Source organism: Rhodococcus sp. OS5 (assembly GCF_056837585.1).
In genome coordinates, this window is sequence record NZ_CM166368.1 from 268,881 (window position 1) to 285,929 (window position 17,049).

A 17,049-nucleotide genomic window follows, 5' to 3' on the forward strand; every position below is an offset into this window, starting at 1 on the left:
CCTACCGTGCCCAGGTGGTTGGTAGGTCCACGCGTAACAGTTACGACTGGTAACGAATCGGGCCCGGTGTCCAGGTGCCCGATCGAGTCTCGGTGGTGACGTTCATTTGCGCGGGAACCGCGTCCGAATCGAGCGGTGTGTACTGCTCGAGCGAACCCCAGTCACGATCCCAGTCGTTGTCCAGATAGGTCGGCAATGCCCTGGCCGAGAGCAGTTCGGTAGTCCAGCCGAGCGGTCCACCGCCGTAGTGGTCCTGCCAGGCGTTGGTGGACTCCGCGCCGATGCGGTCGGGCAGGATGCGCCACTCCGGGATCTCGGCGACGCCGTACAGGTGATCCACCGGACGTTGGCACGGGAAGGCCAGACCGACAGCCCAGTCCATCAGCACGGGATCGGTGGATCCGACGACGTCCTGCAGCGTGCGCATGGTCGGCACTCGTGGCGGTGTGACCGCCAGCCACTGGTCGGCGCTGATGTCGGTGTCACTGGCCACCAGACGCACGGTGTCGGCGTCGGCGGGCAGCTGATCCATCGGAACGCGCAGGTTGCGCCACGACGGCGACGGGCCGATGTCGATCGGATCGACACGTCCCAGTGCGTCGACGCTCCCGTCTGCCTGCTTCTTGCCGTACTCGACCTGCAGCACTGCGCCGGGGGTGACGATGCCGTCGGAGTTGACGTAGCGGATGCGTCCGGCGGCCGCGACGGTCAGGAGCGGTGCGGCGTCGTTGCGCTCGGGTAGTGAGTACCAACCGGTGGTCAGCGACGCGTTCTGGGGTGCTCCGTAACTACCGAGCACCGGGGTTTTTGCGGGGTCGAGCCCGAACGGGAGCGCGACGTTGCTGCCGTTGACGCCGGCCGTCGACTGCGAGCCACCGGCGGTGCCGGATCCGGTTCCCGGCGTGGTGGTGCCGGACTGCGAGGTCGAGGTGTCGAGGCTGTTTGCACTGCCTGCTGTCGAGTCCTCGGCGTCGGCCGTGAGGTCGCCTGCAACCCCGTCCGGCGAGAACCCGGTTGATTCGCTCGCACCGAATGCACCCGCGCCGGCGAGATCGGTGGGCCGATCCGTCAATTGCAGAACGCCGGCGTTCGGATCGGACTCGACGAGTACCTCACCCGCGAGACCGCAGCTTCCGCCGAAGACGGATTCGATGTTGGACTTGCCGATCGAATACGCGGGGTACTGCGCGACCGCGCCCTTGAGCAGGGACAGCACCTCGAACAGCACGACCGCTCCGGCCGCGATGGTCAACGGTGACGGGGCGAGAAGGCGAAGTCGCCTGGTCTTCTTGACGCTGTCCTCTGTGCCGTTTCGCCGGCGCGGCTCCATGACGTGGTACCACGCGGCCAGCAGCAGCGCGAGAATCGTGAGGCCGAGGAAGGCCGTCGAGAATCCCTTGCCGGCGATTGACGGCGGCTTGTCCCACCACGGGACGCCGTAACTCGAGACGTACCACCAGCCGTTGGAGCTCGTGAACGCCACAGCGAGGATGAACAGGATGCCCGCGGCGAACAGCGCGCGGTTTCGTTTGGAACGCATGCTCGACGCACTCACACCGACGGCAGCGAGGACGGCCACCGTGGCGGCCAGACCGGCATACACACCGAAGTGGTGAGTCCACTTGGTGGGGGTGAACTGCATCAGGAGCAGCGACGCGAACACGATGCCGAGGATTCGGCGCGAGGGCCCGATAGCGGTGCCCGGGATCCGGCCCTTGCGCAGGATCATCATGACGCAGAAGACGAGTCCGACGATCATGACGAACATGCCGAAGCGGCGTGCGAGTGAGCCGTCGGGGGAGATGGTCATCAGTGCGTCCCAACGCAACCGTTCCTCGAACCACGGAACGTTCGGCCCGACGGCCGTTCGCACTCTGGTCGATTCGAGAACTGTCGCGAGGGTTTGATCTGCGAAGACCGCGACGAGCACCACGGTTCCGGCGGCGAGAATCGGCATGATCTGGGACAGGAAGCCGACGCGCTTGCCGCGGGCGATCAGGATCTGCAGGATCGGCCTGGCTCCGGCGATCAGCGCGCCGATGGCGATCAGCCCGGAAGGCCCGGCGGCCAGCGAGAATGCGGCGATCAGCACGGCCATCGCGGCGGGCAACAGACGTCCGGTGGCGATGGCGCGTTCGATGGAGCACCACGTGAGCAGGGCGCCGAGGGCGATGATGGGCTCGGGACGCAGGCCGTTGTTGTACGGCAACCAGAAGGCCAGGAACACGAGCCCGCCCGTCCAGATGGCAACCTTGTTGCGGCGCACCGCAACACCGAGTCGCGGTATCACCTCGCGGCTGATGACCATCCAGCACAGAATGCCGGCGATCAACGCGGGCAGGCGCATCCACATGCTCGCGGTGCTGACCTTCGCGAACAGCGCCAGCACGTCGTAGTACCAACCGAACGGCGCTTCGGGGACTCCGAACCAGCGGAAGTAATTGGCCATGTACCCGGAGTGCTCCGAGACTCGGGCCATGCCGAGCAGGTAACCGTCGTCGGAAGTGTTGGCGCCGAACACATGCCACAGCGCCAGCGTGCCGATAACCAGGGCGTCGATGCCGGTGAACTTCCACCATCGCGCCGGCAGGAACCGCCGCGCACGACGGCCGTCGACGCCGTCGATCCGGTGCAGTGCGTACAGCGAGACGATGGTCGAGAGTGCCGCCACGATCATCGCGAACAGTTTGAGAAGTGTGGGGCTGGACGAGAACCGCGAGTCGACGTCCATGTGGGCGGACAGTCCGGCGGGCGCTGCGCCCTGCAGGTCGGTGAAGATGCCGACAACCTGTGGGCGGTAGTCACCGGTCAGGGTGGTGCCGACGCCGTCGATTCCGGTGACCGCCGCGACGGTCTGCTCGGAGTTGGTCGTGATGGTGATCGCCGTGCACCCGCTCAGTTGATCGAGCGGGGTCGAGATCAATACCGAATCGCGGGTGAGTGCTTCGAGGCGGTCGGCAGTGGTGCGGACGGTGAGGCCGCGGGCGTTTCGGTCCGGCGCGCCGTTCGGCATGGTCGAGAGCAGTGTGCCGCCGCTGCCGCCCAACTGGCCGATGGTGGAACAGGGAATGCTGATGTCGAGCGATGTGGGCGAGTAAGAGATCAGCGGCGACGAAACGCTGTTGACGGTCCCACCCTGCGGCCAGTCGATGCTCGCGGCTTCCTGCTTGACGGGCAGGAAGGGCGTAGCGAGTGCAAGAAGCAGGCCAAGAAGGCCGGTGACTATCGCGATGAGTCGTGCCGTCCGGACTCTCTGGGAATCCGATTCTCGGGGAGCTTCGGGGCCAGTGGGCACGGGTTTCGGGGGCACTACTACTTCAGACGGCACAAGGAACGATGTTAGGCGAGTGCGGGCCCGCACATCCTGAGAGAACTACTCAGGATGCAACTTCCTGTTCGGATTGTGGTGTTTCAAGTGTTCGGGCGATGGTGTCGAGTGAAATACCCAACACTTCCGCGACCGCGCTGATGGTGAAGAAGGCGGGTGTCGCGATGCGTCCGGTTTCGATCTTGCGCAGCGTTTCGACGGAGATACCGGCGTCGAGCGCTACCTGAACCATGCTTCGGTCCCCCCGCGCCGATCGCAGGAGTTCACCCAGTCGTAGTCCTCGTTCGAGTTCTTCCGCCGTCAGCGGCACGCGCACCATGTGCTTATAGTAATACCGGTATAGTTATTCGACAAGGAAGGTGTTCGAAATGGTCGAAATCAAGACTGCAGGGGAAATCGACGCGATGGCGGCGGCTGGGAGAATCACGGCGCAGGCTCTGGCTGCGGCGCGTGAGGCGGCCAGCGTCGGAGTGACGTTGCTCGAATTGGACGCCGTTGCCGCGGAGGTTATTTCGGCGGCCGGCGCCTCGGCGCTGTTCTTGAACTACCGGCCGGCATCGGCACCGACGCCGTTCCCAGGCGCCATCTGTGCGAGTGTGAACGATGCTGTGGTGCACGGTATCCCGAATGAGTACCGGCTTCGCGACGGTGACCTGGTCAGCATCGACTGCGGCGCGAGACTCGACGGTTGGTGTGGTGACTCCGCCATCAGCTTCACTGTCGGGCGGGGGAGTAGTGAGGATCAGGCACTGATCGACGCGACCGATGAGGCACTTGCCCGTGGCATTGCCGCTGCCCAGCCCGGAAACCGATTGGGCGACATCGGTGCCGCGATCGGACAGTACGCGCGCGGCCGCGGGTACGGCATGCTGGCCGATCACGGTGGGCACGGCATCGGCCGCGAGATGCACGAAGGCCCGGACGTGCCCAACGAAGGTCGAGCAGGCAAAGGCTTCCGGCTGCGTCCCGGCCTGGTCATCGCCATCGAACCGATGCTCATCGCCGACGGAACCGACGACTACCGGCACGACGCCGACGGGTGGACCCTTCGTACCGTTTCGGGTGCCCGGGCTGCGCACAGTGAGCACACGGTCGCGATCACCGAAGACGGTCCGGTGATCACGACCCGCTGATCAACCCGCTCAGCTCTGGTTGGAGGTCTTGCCGCTCACGAGGTCTCGTACGTCCCACACCCACACGTCGTCGACGCGCTTGGCGTCGAAGCCGACCAGCTCGTCGACCGTGTGGCGCAGGGCGTCGTCGCCGGAGAATCGGGGAAGCACCAGTACGTCGGCGTGCCAGTACCGCAGGTCGGTCAGTGCGTTCGCTCTGGTGCCCACGTCGATCAACGGGACCTTGCCGGTTTGTTTGGCATTGACCAGCAGGGTCGAGGTGGGCCGGGACTCGGCGCCGTAGATTCCGGCGCGGGTCTTCGAATCCGGGCCGACGAAGTACCCGCCGGCGATGGGGAAGCCGAAGTCGGCGTCGACCTGCCAGCTCAGTGCGCGGGCGTCTTCGGCGCTCGCGACGGGAACCGTCACCAGGGTGCCGTCGCTGACGTAGTTCTCCCACGAGCCGCTGGTGATGAATTCGGGCGTCGCAGATCGCTGATCGGCGTCGATGGGGGTCGGGATCAGGGGAATCATCGCGACGGCGAGAGCCACCAGCCAGACACCGGCTGCCGTGCGGCGCGGTCCACGAAGTTCGACAAAAGCGCGGTAGGTGCCGAGGGTGAGCAGCAGCCCGATCGCCGGAATCGCGCCCATCGCGAATCGGGATTCGAGCACCGATTCGAACAACGGCAGGTCGGCGAGGAGTTTCCACGGCAGAGTGATGCCGGTCTTGTCACCGTCGATGGTCAGTTCGGAACCGAGTGAGAGCACACCCATGACCACGATCACGGCGGCAGCCGCGCGGGTCAGGCGGATGCGCCACAGCCACACCGTTGCACCGAGAAGCAGGAGCACCAGCGGCCATCCGAAGTACGCGTTCTCCTCGGTCGGGTTCATTCGGAACTCCGCGCCCTCGGGGTCGCCCGCAACCGATTCGGTCGGGAACGTGGTGAGTGCAGCGGTGTCGTTGCCTGCCTGACCGTGTGAGACGCCGTCGTAGCTCGCTGGGCCGAAGAACTGCGACCACAGCGGCACCGCAGTGATCAGGAGTGTGACCGCGCCGCCGATCACGAGGCCGGGCATCGCGCGCTTGATCGCCTGGCGCGACTTGGCCAGGCCGGGCAGTGCATAGGCGGCGCCGAACACCATGGCTGACATCGTGAAGATGAGGAGCGGTTCTTCGCCGAGGAAGATCTGCCAGGCGACGAGTAGGCCGAGGACGACACCGTCGCGAACCGGACGCTTGCCGTTCGAAATGCGCACTACCTGCAAGAATATGAACGGAAGTACGAAGAACGCGACGAAGTTCGGGTGGCCGTTGGCATGCGAGATCATGGCGGGCGCGAATCCGCAGAACCCCGCTCCGACGGCGGCGGCGACCTTGGAGCGGACGGAGACTCCGGTCAGTACGTGCCGCGAGAATGCCCAGTACCAAGCGATGGCGGTGCCGCCGAGGCCGGCGGTCAGCCCGATCGCATACGTGGCGGTCGGTCCGAAGATCAGCGTGATCGGGGCCAACGGGATGCTGATGCCGAACATCGCGGTATTGGCCATCAGGTTCACGCCGAGTGGGTAATTCTGCAGGTCACTGAACAGTGGGCTGCGGAACTGGGCGAGGGCGTGAGCGGTATCGGCGAAGAACCATTCCCACATGGCCTGGTCGCGGCCCGCGTTGAACAGATAGCCGGACTGCAGGTCGCTCCACAGGTTCGACATCACGTAGATCGCCGCAACGGTGAACGTCGCCATGATCGCGAGGTCGACCAGACGCCCGCGCTGGACGACCGAGCGCCGCACTGCTGAACGGACTCGCCCTGGACGTGCTTCTTCGAGCAGTTGGACGTCGGGCAAGGTCTCGGTCATGCAGTCGGTGCCTTTCGGTTCTGGCGCCCATCCCTGAAGTGGCGATCTCAGAAGTTCGGGGTGGCCTACTTAGGTCTCGATTCGATAACTTCCACTGTCAGAGTAACGAACAAAACGGTTCGCGTCCGCGAGCGGGCGCAGTCAGCGGGACAAATCGGTCCGCCCGACTTGTCCGGAAAGTAATGTTTTCGTGCACCGTTTGACGGGTTTGTGACCGGGGTATCGCAACAAGGATCTTGCTCGCGTTTGTTCAGGCAGCCCCGACGAATCCCATCCTCGACGAAGAGTTGGAACCTACGTCCGGGGCCTATACCGGATGGGATGGTGCTTGTGCATGTCGAAGACAGCAGTTCGTAGTAGCGCAGTAGGAGCAGTGGCCCTGTTGGCCGTTGTCCTGGGGGGTGGGACGGCGTCGGCAGGCGTTGACAACACCAGTTCGATCACCGACGTCAAAGGGAATCGGATAGAAGTCTTCCAGGCTGATACCGCTATCCATGTCTTTCCGCCTCTCGACAGCTCACCGCTGAGTGTCGAGTTCTTCCACGACGGGGTTGCCGGCGTGAAGATCGACGGGCCGGACGCGGCAAGCTTCACCGGAACGAAGCTGACGATCGGTTATCAGATCGGTTACCCGATCGCGTTGACCGGCGCGACGGTCGTTCTCAACAGTCCTGGTCTCGACTGGGCTGTCGAGAGTGGAACCAACCTCGGGATCGGCCTGGTTCCGGACTTCGAACTGGGACTGGACATATCGAACGGGTTCGTCATCGGTGGTGACATCATTCCTTCGCAGGAACTTGACGTCGATCTGGCGCCGGGCGGTATCACCGACGTCGCACTGCTCGAAGATCAGGAGTTCGACGGTCCCGAAGCCGCTGTCCGTCTGTCCGGAGTTCACGGTTATGTACAGGGAGCAATCGGTCCGGTGACCATCAGGCCGTACGCGAAGGCTGTCACGTCGAATGGCGATACCGTCGTCACTTACGGTGTACCGCAGAGGCTTTAGCGAACGCGGATGCTCCCGCCGTCACGCTGCAACAGCGTGATGGTGGGAGTTTTCCGCGTTCCGTGTGGTCGAATCGGCGCCACGAATCGGCGAAGCGTCTGCCCAGTGGGCACTACGGGAAACACTGACGAGTTTCGCGACCAACCGTGCCGCGATCCACACGAGGTACACGGCGGTGATCAGAAGCAGAAGTGCCCAGTCGTGCGCGAAGAATCCGACTATCCCGCCGATCGTGAACGCGAGGGCGACGAAGACGACCCGTCCGCCCACGTCGGTCTCGACCAGATACTCGGGTTCGATCGGATCGTCGGGTTCACTCGATTCATCGACGTCCTCGGATGACTCGGCCCTGGACTTCTCGTGGTGTTCGGTGGGGATCTCGAGTAGCTCGCCCCATTCGAGCACCGCAACAGTGTGCGCGGTGTCGGTCGGGATCGCGCGGTAGTCGCGGGACTCGGACACGTCGATGAGAGCCCTTGCCAGAGTGAGTACTTCGATGCGATTGCGAATCGCGACGCTCAACACTTCATGGAAAGCCTGTTCGCGCCCGAACGGTTTGCCGCGCGCAATGACCAGAACATGCTCTGCGGAATCGAGAACTGCACGATGCGGTACAAGCTCGCGGCTTTGCGCAACGAGTTCGCTCACTGTCATCACCTACCCCGCCGGTGGTTGATGCGGCCGTTTGCTCGACTGCGCTTGGAGGGGCTGAGTACCCCGGCAGTTTCGGAAACAAACTCGCCGGACAGCGTGTCAGATTTGCGCAGCCGGGGCCGAGAGTGCTCCGAGGCAACTTTCGATCAGGTCGGCAACGATCACGTGAGCACGTTCGCGGCTGTCGACGCGGCCTTCCCACGTGGCAAAAGTGACGACGGTGAGCACGGTCAGAGTTCCTGCCCGAAGTTCGGCGATCTCTGCCGGTAACGAGGACGCAGCGACTATCCGCCGCTGAACTTCGCGGAAACTCTCGGCCTGCATGTGGTCACGGATAGTCGACGACATCGCCGGGTCGAAGATCGACTGCACCAGGAACCGCGCGTACAACGTGCCCTCGCGGTAGATGGTCTGTTCCGCCAACGGCAGGACGAGAGCCTCGACGAGGGCACGCATCGTCGGTGGATTCGCGTCGAGATCGATCGTGTCGAGCAACTCACGACGACGCTCACCGGCAGGTCGCATTCTGGACTCGACGACGGCCGCCAGCAAACCTTCACGTGACCCGAAGTGATACTGCGCAGCCGATTTGTTGGCCTGCCCGGCTTCGGTCTGAACATCACGAAGAGTCAGAGCGGCCAGACCTCGCTCGGCAACCAGACGCTCGGCTGCATCGATCATCGCCGCTCGGGCATCGGTTCGGGGCACGGTATGAAGCTAGGGGTGCGTCGGGGTCGCGTCAACGACCCCGACGGTAAGCCTTTTGTGACGTATCTCCTGGTTAGATTGCGTCAGAGCGGGTAACGACCACAAACGGCCCCTGCTCGGTCACGGTGAAACGAGGATCGTCGAACAGTTCCTTGGGGAACGTGACCGTGTAGCGGCGGACGTTCGGGTCGTTGGGGTAGACGTCCTCTGCCAACCGCAGCGTGTACCCGTCGGCGCCCTGGCGGAAGACGAAGGCGTCGGGGCTGCGCCACGGCGCCGAGTCCAGCGCAGCTATCAGTTCGTCAGGCGTCTTCAGTTCCGACCACTGCTCGATCAGCGCAGCGCGCGCACGGAAATCGGCGAGCGGGTTCGCGTAGTGCGACGTCAGTCCTTGAAAGCCGAAGTACGGGTAGAAGCTGAGGAAGCCGATGTCGGCAGTGAGGACCACCGTGTCATGGGGTTCGCGTCCCAACTGCTCGCGAATGATCCGGTCGATGTCGGCGTAATTGGCTTCGGCACCCGGGGGTCGCTTGTCCCCGCGCTCGCCGTTGCCGTCGGTATCGCTGTATGCCACAGCGATATCCGGCGCCAGCACCTGCGGGATGTTCTGCGCGAAGGCGATGGCTCCGATGACACCGAGTGCAACCAGTACCGCTTTGACGCGAGGATTTTCGCTGGTGGCCAGCACGATCCAACCGGCGAACTCGAAGAAACCGAACACACCGGCGGCGGCAAGGAGTCCGATCAGGACCGGCTCCAGTCGGAAACCGAGGAGCGTACTGCCGGCGACGGTGAACGTCATGGACAGCAATGCCCACAGGTACACGGCAATGACACCGATACCGAGTGCTCGGGCGCGGCGGGAGAACAGGAACCGCGAAATCAGCCAGATCGTGCCGAGTAGGCACAGTCCGCCGACGAGGGTGAAGCTCAGCATCGGGAAGGGCAGCACCGCACCGGAATCGGGGAGGTAGTGCATTGCGGTGCCGGACTCTGCGGTGGCACCAGAGAGTGCCTTCAGCAGGTACGGCGTCCAGACGGTCAGAGCCACCAGGCCGGAGATCACCGCGATCACGGCGAGCCTGACGAGGGATCCCAGTGCGGCTTTCCACGTGTTCTGGGCGCGTGCGGCAAGTACTGCGGCAACCAAGGCCATCAGAGTCACTGCGAACGCGGCGAATCCGAGATAGAGCGTGTAGACCGTTGCGGCGAAACCGAGGAACAGGCCCGTCCCGAGTATTGCGCCGGCTCCGGCAAATCGAGATGCCCCCGGCCGGTCCAATGCGCCCCACGCGAGGATCAGCACTGGCGGGATCAGGAGGTTGATGACGGCGCCGTACGCCTCGGGGGAGTTGTACGCCAACACGACGGCAGTGACGGCCAATGCCGCGACGACGGCCCAATCGCGTCGAATCAGCTTGGTCCACAACACGAGTGCAACGACGGCGACGACAGCCAACGAGCCGATCGCATAAGGCTTGAAGGCTTCCCAGCCGTCCATTCCCAGCAGGTTCGCGACGCGTCCACCGATCCAGAACCAGCCGGCCGGGTAGAACGGCGGCAGATCCACGTACGTCATGTCCTGCAGCGCAGCAGAATCCGTCAGCCGGGTCAGGTACTCGGTCCGGAACTGCTGATCGACCGAGACGCCGTGCAGATACAGACTCGTCGCGGCCAGGGGAAGTCCGAGCGTCGTGGTGACGAAGCCGGAGAGCCCGGCCCACGAGAGGAGTTTTGCGACCCGCTCGGCCTTGCGGGCGCGGAACATCAGAACCGCAACACCGACCACTGCGATGCAGAGCACCTGCAGCACCGTCGTGACTGCCTGCGTGACATTGGAAGAGGTGAACGCCGGCCACTGCACTCGGCCGAAAGCAAAGAGCCCGACAGCGGCTACAACAGCGGCGACCAGCGCTCCGAGGGCCATTTCCACCACCGTCGCCGCGGCATTACGCCACGGCGACGGGGTCGAAAGGTCTGTACTCGGAGCAGTTGTTGTTTCTGGCACGGGAGGAGCTTAAACCGGCAACTTCCGGAAGATCGGGCGCGGCACGTGGCGAAGACCCATCATGACGAAGCGCCACGGGCCGGGAGTCCAGACGATTTCCTTGCCCTTGTCCGAGGCGGCAACAGCGAGCTTCGCGACGATGTCCTTGTTGACCGTCAGCGGAGCTTCCTTGACGTGGGCACTGAACTGCGTGCGCACCATGCCGGGGCGAACGACGGTGACCTGCGGTCCGAATTCCGCGAGAGCCTCGCCGAGTCCGAGGTAGAAACCGTCGAGGCCCGCCTTGGTGGATCCGTAGACGAAGTTGGCACGCTTGACGCGCTCGCCGGCAACCGACGACATCGCGATGATCTTGCCGAAGCCCTGAGCCTTCATCTTCTCGCCGAGAAGAACACCGACCGAGACGGAAGCGGTGTAGTTGACGTTTGCCACCAGAACGGCCTTGCGCTGGTTCTGCCACAGCTCTTCGGAGTCACCGTCCAGTGCGAAGGCGACGATGGCGACGTCGACGTCACCGTTCGAGAACGCCTGGTCGATCACCTTCGGGTGCGATTCGAAATCAACGGCGTCGAAATCGATGAGCTCCACCGAGGTGGCACCCTTCGCTTCGAGCTGCTTGACCGCAGCTTCGCGTCCCGGATCGCCAGGGAGTGCCGCCAGAACGACGCGGAGCGGCGCCTTCTTCAGGTATTCCTCACAGATGGCGAGGCCGATCTCGGAGGTTCCACCGAGAAGCAAAACGGTTTGCGGGTTACCTACAGCGTTGATCACAGTTCCAGCCTTCTGGACATATCGGAGGCGAAAACGCCTGTGGGGTCGTACTTGCGGCGCGTCGCGATCCACTCGTCGATGCGCGGGTACATGGCGTGGAAGGTTTCCGCGGACGTCCGCGAGTCCTTGGCCGTGTACAGGCGTCCGCCGAATTCGAGGACACGCTTGTCGAGTTCGGTGACGAACTCGTTCAGGCCCGGCTTGATGCGGAAGTCGACGCAGATGTTCCAGCCCGGGATCGGGAAGCTCAGCGGCGCCTGATTGCCTTCGCCGAAGAGCTTGAACACGTTGAGGAACGAGTAGTGCCCGCTGCGCTGGATGTCGACGATGATCTTCTTGAACTCGTCGACGGCCTCCGGCGGAACCACGAACTGGTACTGCAGGAATCCGTTGGATCCGTACGCGCGGTTCCACTCACCGAACATGTCGAGCGGGTGGTAGAACTGCGTCAGATTCTGGACCTTGCCGCGATACTTGCCGGACTTGCGGAACCAGACCTCACCGATCGCGGTGAAGTTGAACTTGTTGGCCAGCCCGTTCGGGAAGACGTCGGGGAACGTCAGCAACTGCGGTGCGTCGAAGGCGAGCGGGTTCTTCTGCAGCTTGGCCGGAAGCTGGTCGAGCTTCGCCAGAGATCCGCGCGAGACTGCCGCACGACCGAGCTTCGGGGGCGCGGAAATCGCGTCGAACCAGGCGCTCGAATACTCGTAGTTGGCCTCGCTGCCGTCGCTGTGCAGCGCGATGGTCTCGTCGAGGCTGTTGGTGACGTCGCCGTCGGCGATGAAGTACGCCGTCTCGGTCGGTGTCATCTTGATGGTTGCCCGCAAGATGATGCCCGTCAGGCCCATGCCGCCGATCGTGGCCCAGAACAGTGCGGCCTTCGGGTCGTTGCGCCCGCCCTTGGGGGTGAGCGTGCGAACCTTGCCGTCGGCCGTCAGCAGATCCAACGACACGACGTGGTTGCCGAAGCTGCCCGCGCTGTGGTGGTTCTTGCCGTGGATATCCGAGCCGATGGCGCCGCCGATCGTGACCTGACGAGTACCCGGCAGGACCGGAACCCACAGGCCGAACGGCAGAGCAGCCTTCATCAGCTGATCCAGATTCACGCCGGCGTCGACGTCCACCAGAGCGGTGTCGCGATCGATGCGGTGAATGCGGCTGAGGGCATTCATGTCGATGACCAGGCCGCCGGCGTTCTGCGCTGGGTCACCGTACGAGCGGCCGAGGCCGCGCGCGATGACGCCGCGTCGCAGATGCGAGGGCTTGGAATCGTTCTGTTCCGCAACCTGGGCGACCGCGTTGGCGATCACTTCCACGTCGGGGGTGGACAGCACCTGTGCAGTGGTGGCGGCGGTGCGTCCCCAACCGGTGAGGGTGCGGGCTTGGGTGTGGAGAGCCGGCTGCGGCGTCTCTTCTGCTGTCGTGGACATCAAGGTAGAGGTTACCTGGGAGTAGTGCCGACGGCTCCGACTCGAGTGGTTACTCTCGTCGTCGTGCCCGAAACACCTGCAAGTCACCAGCACGAACCCCACGTCCCGCTGCCCGTCGAGATTCCTGTCACGACGGACATCGCCGACGACGCGTTGGACCTGAAAACGCAGATCGTCCGGTTCGTCGCGACGGGTGGGCTGTCGGCGGTCGTGGACTACGGGCTGTATGTGCTGCTCCTCGCGTTGGGGTTGCCGCGCGTCGCCGCAAAATCGCTGAGCTTCGTTGCGGGCACCACGACGGCGTACCTCATCAATCGTCGGTGGACGTTCAAGGCCGAGCCTTCTCGCGCCCGCTTCATCGCTGTAGTCGCGCTGTACGCGGTCACTTTTGCGGTTCAGGTCGGACTCAACGAACTGATGGTCCATGTCTTCGACGAGCATTGGTGGCGGACACCGCTGGCCTTCGTCATCGCGCAGGGCACCGCGACGGTCATCAACTTCATCGTTCAGCGGGCAGTGATCTTCAAGATCAAGTAACGGTTCGGGGTGGATTAGCGCATTCGTCCGGTTTCTCGAGAGAGAATCGAGCCCATGATCATCGTTCTCGATTCTTCGGCCCTGACCAGGGGCGCACGGTTCGACACTGCCATCGCCGACGCTCGCGCACTCGGACACCGCGTCGTCGTGCCGCGATTGGTCGTCCTCGAGGTTGCGAGTCGCTACCGCGAGGAATCGGCGGAGATGATCGCGGCCCTGAGCGTCCAGGCGCGCATGTACGACCGACTGGGGTTGCGGCGCGACCTCACGAGGTTCGTCGACGCGGCTCACGACAAGGCCGACGGCTACGTCGACGACGTGATCGAAGACCTCGTGGCGATCGGCGTCGAAGTGGTCGATCCAGTCGACGTTTCGCATCTCGAGGTGGCCGAGAGGGCGATCTCGCTGCGTCGGCCCTATACCGACAAGAAGAAGCGAGACGGATATCCGGCGACGCTGAACTGGCTGACCGTGCTCGATCTCGCCGACCGCAACCCGGGCGTCGACGTCATCTGGGTGAGCTCCGACGCACGGGCATACGGCGACGGCGGAGACGGGGTCTGGCACGGCGATCTCGCGCGTGAGCTGGCGTCGCGCGGTCTGGAGTATCGGGTTCGCTGGGCGTCGGACATCCCGGTGATCGACGGACCGGTGCAGGTGGAGCAAGTGGCGGAGGTCGAGGAAGCCGCTGAGGTCGCGCCCGAGGCCCCGGTTGCTCAGGGCTTCGTGGAGCCGGAAGCGGTGGTTCCAGCCGAGGTTCCCGAACCCGCGGCACCTGCAGCAGCCCCCGCCCCCAAGCCTGTTCAGCGCGCAGCGCGGACGAGAGTTGCGCCGCAGCGCATCGAACCCGCCCCGAAAGCTCAGTCCGGTGGACTGCGCGGTCTGGGCAAGGTCATCGGCGGGCGGAAACGAAAGGTCACGATCGTCGACGATCTCGACGAAGTCGACCTCTTCGGTGCCTGATCGCTTCTAATCTGGACAGATGTCTCTGTTGCCGACAGTCAGTCGAAGGACCGGAACTCGATACGGCAGGCCGAGTATCGAATCGCAGGTCCTCTACAACGCGTGCCGATGGATGCTTCGGCCCGTGGTCGGGATCGCGCCGCTGACGCCTGGCGCCATGCGCCGCGCCGCAGTGCTGGACTCGGCCGCGGGTGTACGCATTCCGTCCGGGATCGATCGGGAAGCGATTCGCTTTCCAGGTTTCGACGGTGAACTCGTGCGGACGGCAGGCTCGACGGCTGATCTGCGCGACGGTGTTGTTCTCTACCTGCACGGCGGCGGGTTCATGTGCTGCGGGCTCAACACGCATCGGCCGGTCGTTGCAAGCATCGCCAAGCGAACCGGCCTTCCGGTCCTGCACATCGCATATCGACAGTTGCCGAGCACGAGCATCAGCGGGTCCGTCGACGACTGTCTCGATGCATACCGGTGGCTCCTCGAACAGGGAGCCTTGCCGGAAAAGGTTGTCTTCGTTGGCGATTCGGCCGGAGGCTTCCTGGTTTTCGCGACGGCACTTGCAGCTGTTTCCGCGGGGCTCGAGGTTCCGGCCGGTCTTGTCGGGCTCTCACCTCTCCTCGATCTCGATTGCACCACCAAATCAGTCCACGCCAACGCTCGACGCGACGTGATCGCCCCGGTGTCGGCATTGATGGCGATCGGAAAGCTTGGCGGACAGACGAACTCACCCGTCGACGGCGATCTGGCCGCTCTGCCGCCGTCGTTGCTGATCGCCGCCGAATCCGAGGTGCTCAGAGTCGATTCGGAGGTGATGGCGCAACGGCTCGCCGCCGCGGGGGTGCCGTGCTCGCTGCAGATCTGGAACGGCCAGGTTCACGCGTTTCCCGCCGTCTGGCCTGGCTTGCCGGAGAGCCGGGCTGCGCTACGTGACGTTGCCAGGTTCATTCGCGCCAGGCTGGATGCGGTCCCGCCCCAGGTCGCGGGCGAAAGTTGTTCGGGAAGTTGAACTTCCGGTCCGGTTAGGGATTCTCGTGTCCTGACGTTGTGGTAGGTGCCATCGCGCGGGCATAGATCGATTCGAGCTCGGTTACTGCTGAACGTCGATCGACGTTGTCGGGATCGAGGCGATGTTGGAGGTTGATCCCGAGAGTGCCGGCCAGAAGGGTGACGGCAACCAACTCCGGATTGGTGACCGGGGTGTCGATCGAACGCAGGTAGTCCGCGTACAGCGTTCGCATTGCGACGTACTGCTCTGCGTAGGTCTCGCGGATGGTGGACCCGGGAATCACGGCTTCGATCAAGATGGTCGAGAAAATTCGTGCCTCGGGGTATGACATCAGTACGAAGTTGGCTTCGATCAATGCTTCGATTCCAGTCGCGGAGGATGATGCCAACTCTGCGCGTAGCTTTTCCATGCCCCAACGGAATGCGTCCTCGACGACGGCTCGTAGAAGCCCGTCCTTCGATCCGAAGTGCCAGGCCACGGACCCTCTGCTGATACCGGATCTTTCTGCCACGGCTTGTACGGACATCGCGGTCGACCCGCCTTCGGCAGCCAGTTCGGCCGCGGCTTTCACCAGTCGCCGTCTGGTTTCCTCGGAAATCTCCTGCTTGCGTGTCGACGCCATTCGGTGTTCCTGCCTTCTTTCGTTCTCGAGTGCAGCCAATTCCGGCACGCGGTGACGTCGATGCGCCCGTCGGGGCCGAGACCTGCGCACCGCACTCATGCTACGAGGCCGGCCATCGGCCGGCCGTATTCCTCTCGCGACACCCTCTTGCCTATGTTGATCGTCCAGTTCTATGCTGAGCGTCCAATAACTTAACGGAATGGGCGGACATGGAACTCATCGATCTGACTAGAACTCTCGATCCGGCCGATCGGGAATTGCTCCCCGAGGGTTTGAAGGCACTGGCTTCCGTCGTTGCCCCCTCGGTGACCTACTCGCACCCCGCAGGTGCCGGACGCGACGAGTTCGCGGCAGCACTGCAGTGCGGAGTTCATGATCTTCCGGACGGTGAGGGGTGGGGATCGGAGATGTTGAGTGAGTTCAACAGCCATCTGGGCACACACGTCGACGCGCCGTTGCACTACGGATCAACCTCGGAGGGTAAGCCTTCTCGCACGATCACAGACATCGCGTTGGATGAATTGTTCTGCGAGACAGTGGTGCTCGACCTGCGCGGCCGGTGCGAGGCGAATCAGCCGATCTCGGTGGACGCGCTGAAAGCTGCCCTGGCGGAAAACGGTGCGTCCGTTCCCCAGGGTGGTGCCGTGTTGCTCCGTACCGGACAAGAGAGCTTCACCTTGGCTGATCCAGGGTTCTTTCAGTATCCAGGGATGAGTCGCGAAGGCACGCTGTTTCTCGCCGAGCAAGGCGCGAAGGTGCTGGGCACCGACGCTGCCGGCTGGGACTTGAGCTTTGCAGTCATGGCGCAGAAATTTCGTGACACCGGGGACAACTCGGTTCTCTGGGACGGGCACCGGGCCGGACGCGAACGTGAAGTATTCATCGTTCAGCAACTGGCGAACCTCGCCGCGCTTCCGCCCTCGGGATTTCACGTGGCGTTTTTCCCGATCAAGCTTGCGCGAGCCAGCGCTGCCCCGGCTCGTGTGGTCGCGTTCGTCTGAGCAAAATTCCTGCCTCACCTAACGAACAATTCAGTGAAAGGTA

The 17,049-nt window shown here is 63.8% G+C and carries 15 protein-coding genes; 6 read left to right on the forward strand and 9 right to left on the reverse strand.

Annotated elements, in window-relative coordinates:
• Nucleotides 1–40: 40 nt before the first annotated feature.
• Together ACVZUB_RS01240 and ACVZUB_RS01245 are read right to left on the reverse strand one after the other, a co-directional pair.
• The gene (locus tag ACVZUB_RS01240) at nucleotides 41–3,295 is read right to left on the reverse strand and encodes an arabinosyltransferase domain-containing protein (protein ID WP_064073659.1); all 3,255 of its coding nucleotides are present in this window, start codon (nucleotides 3,293–3,295) and stop codon (nucleotides 41–43) included.
• A gap of 82 nt (nucleotides 3,296–3,377) precedes the next feature.
• The gene (locus ACVZUB_RS01245) at nucleotides 3,378–3,647 is read right to left on the reverse strand and encodes a helix-turn-helix domain-containing protein (RefSeq protein WP_003943854.1); all 270 of its coding nucleotides are present in this window, start codon (nucleotides 3,645–3,647) and stop codon (nucleotides 3,378–3,380) included.
• Nucleotides 3,648–3,696: 49 nt separating this feature from the next.
• Between ACVZUB_RS01245 and map the strand changes: the two genes are divergently transcribed.
• On the forward strand, nucleotides 3,697–4,461 hold the full coding sequence (gene map / locus ACVZUB_RS01250) for a type I methionyl aminopeptidase (protein WP_064073658.1): 765 nt from the start codon (nucleotides 3,697–3,699) through the stop codon (nucleotides 4,459–4,461).
• Between the two features lie 9 nt (nucleotides 4,462–4,470).
• Here the strand turns inward: map and ACVZUB_RS01255 are convergent, their stop codons facing one another.
• Nucleotides 4,471–6,303: a hypothetical protein gene (locus ACVZUB_RS01255; protein ID WP_042921226.1), complete on the reverse strand. Its 1,833-nt coding sequence runs from the start codon at nucleotides 6,301–6,303 to the stop codon at nucleotides 4,471–4,473.
• Between the two features lie 334 nt (nucleotides 6,304–6,637).
• On the opposite strand from ACVZUB_RS01255, the gene ACVZUB_RS01260 reads away from it, so the two are divergent.
• Nucleotides 6,638–7,309 carry an MspA family porin gene (locus ACVZUB_RS01260; protein ID WP_003943954.1) on the forward strand — a complete coding sequence of 224 codons (672 nt, stop codon included), beginning with the start codon at nucleotides 6,638–6,640 and terminating at the stop codon, nucleotides 7,307–7,309.
• A gap of 21 nt (nucleotides 7,310–7,330) precedes the next feature.
• On the opposite strand, the gene ACVZUB_RS01265 is transcribed toward ACVZUB_RS01260, so the two are convergent.
• The 5 genes from ACVZUB_RS01265 to dprE1 form a co-directional block, all read right to left on the reverse strand.
• Nucleotides 7,331–7,963 carry a hypothetical protein gene (locus ACVZUB_RS01265; protein ID WP_202022615.1) on the reverse strand — a complete coding sequence of 211 codons (633 nt, stop codon included), beginning with the start codon at nucleotides 7,961–7,963 and terminating at the stop codon, nucleotides 7,331–7,333.
• A gap of 99 nt (nucleotides 7,964–8,062) precedes the next feature.
• Nucleotides 8,063–8,671, reverse strand: coding sequence for a TetR family transcriptional regulator (locus ACVZUB_RS01270; RefSeq protein WP_003943927.1), 609 nt, complete (start codon nucleotides 8,669–8,671; stop codon nucleotides 8,063–8,065).
• 73 nt (nucleotides 8,672–8,744) lie between these two features.
• The gene (locus ACVZUB_RS01275; RefSeq protein WP_257233641.1) at nucleotides 8,745–10,598 is read right to left on the reverse strand and encodes a galactan 5-O-arabinofuranosyltransferase; all 1,854 of its coding nucleotides are present in this window, start codon (nucleotides 10,596–10,598) and stop codon (nucleotides 8,745–8,747) included.
• A gap of 90 nt (nucleotides 10,599–10,688) precedes the next feature.
• A complete protein-coding gene (gene dprE2 / locus ACVZUB_RS01280) occupies nucleotides 10,689–11,450 on the reverse strand; it encodes a decaprenylphospho-beta-D-erythro-pentofuranosid-2-ulose 2-reductase (protein ID WP_007731800.1) in 762 nt (253 codons plus the stop codon).
• Nucleotides 11,447–12,880, reverse strand: a complete 1,434-nt coding sequence (dprE1, locus tag ACVZUB_RS01285; protein WP_003943934.1) for a decaprenylphosphoryl-beta-D-ribose oxidase — start codon at nucleotides 12,878–12,880, stop codon at nucleotides 11,447–11,449. Before dprE1 ends, dprE2 begins: the two co-directional genes overlap by 4 nt.
• A 63-nt stretch (nucleotides 12,881–12,943) precedes the next feature.
• Here dprE1 and ACVZUB_RS01290 point away from each other — a divergent pair, with 63 nt between their 5' ends.
• The 3 genes from ACVZUB_RS01290 to ACVZUB_RS01300 are packed head-to-tail and all read left to right on the forward strand — an operon-like array spanning nucleotide 12,944 to nucleotide 15,383.
• On the forward strand, nucleotides 12,944–13,417 hold the full coding sequence (locus tag ACVZUB_RS01290) for a GtrA family protein (RefSeq protein WP_074447111.1): 474 nt from the start codon (nucleotides 12,944–12,946) through the stop codon (nucleotides 13,415–13,417).
• A gap of 54 nt (nucleotides 13,418–13,471) precedes the next feature.
• Nucleotides 13,472–14,380, forward strand: a complete 909-nt coding sequence (locus ACVZUB_RS01295; RefSeq protein ID WP_482628086.1) for a PIN domain-containing protein — start codon at nucleotides 13,472–13,474, stop codon at nucleotides 14,378–14,380.
• 19 nt (nucleotides 14,381–14,399) lie between these two features.
• On the forward strand, nucleotides 14,400–15,383 hold the full coding sequence (locus ACVZUB_RS01300) for an alpha/beta hydrolase (protein ID WP_030535811.1): 984 nt from the start codon (nucleotides 14,400–14,402) through the stop codon (nucleotides 15,381–15,383).
• Nucleotides 15,384–15,396: 13 nt separating this feature from the next.
• Here the strand turns inward: ACVZUB_RS01300 and ACVZUB_RS01305 are convergent, their stop codons facing one another.
• A complete protein-coding gene (locus ACVZUB_RS01305; protein ID WP_158170230.1) occupies nucleotides 15,397–16,005 on the reverse strand; it encodes a TetR/AcrR family transcriptional regulator in 609 nt (202 codons plus the stop codon).
• Between the two features lie 209 nt (nucleotides 16,006–16,214).
• Between ACVZUB_RS01305 and ACVZUB_RS01310 the strand changes: the two genes are divergently transcribed.
• Nucleotides 16,215–17,006 carry a cyclase family protein gene (locus ACVZUB_RS01310; RefSeq protein WP_051649531.1) on the forward strand — a complete coding sequence of 264 codons (792 nt, stop codon included), beginning with the start codon at nucleotides 16,215–16,217 and terminating at the stop codon, nucleotides 17,004–17,006.
• Nucleotides 17,007–17,049 lie beyond the last annotated feature (43 nt).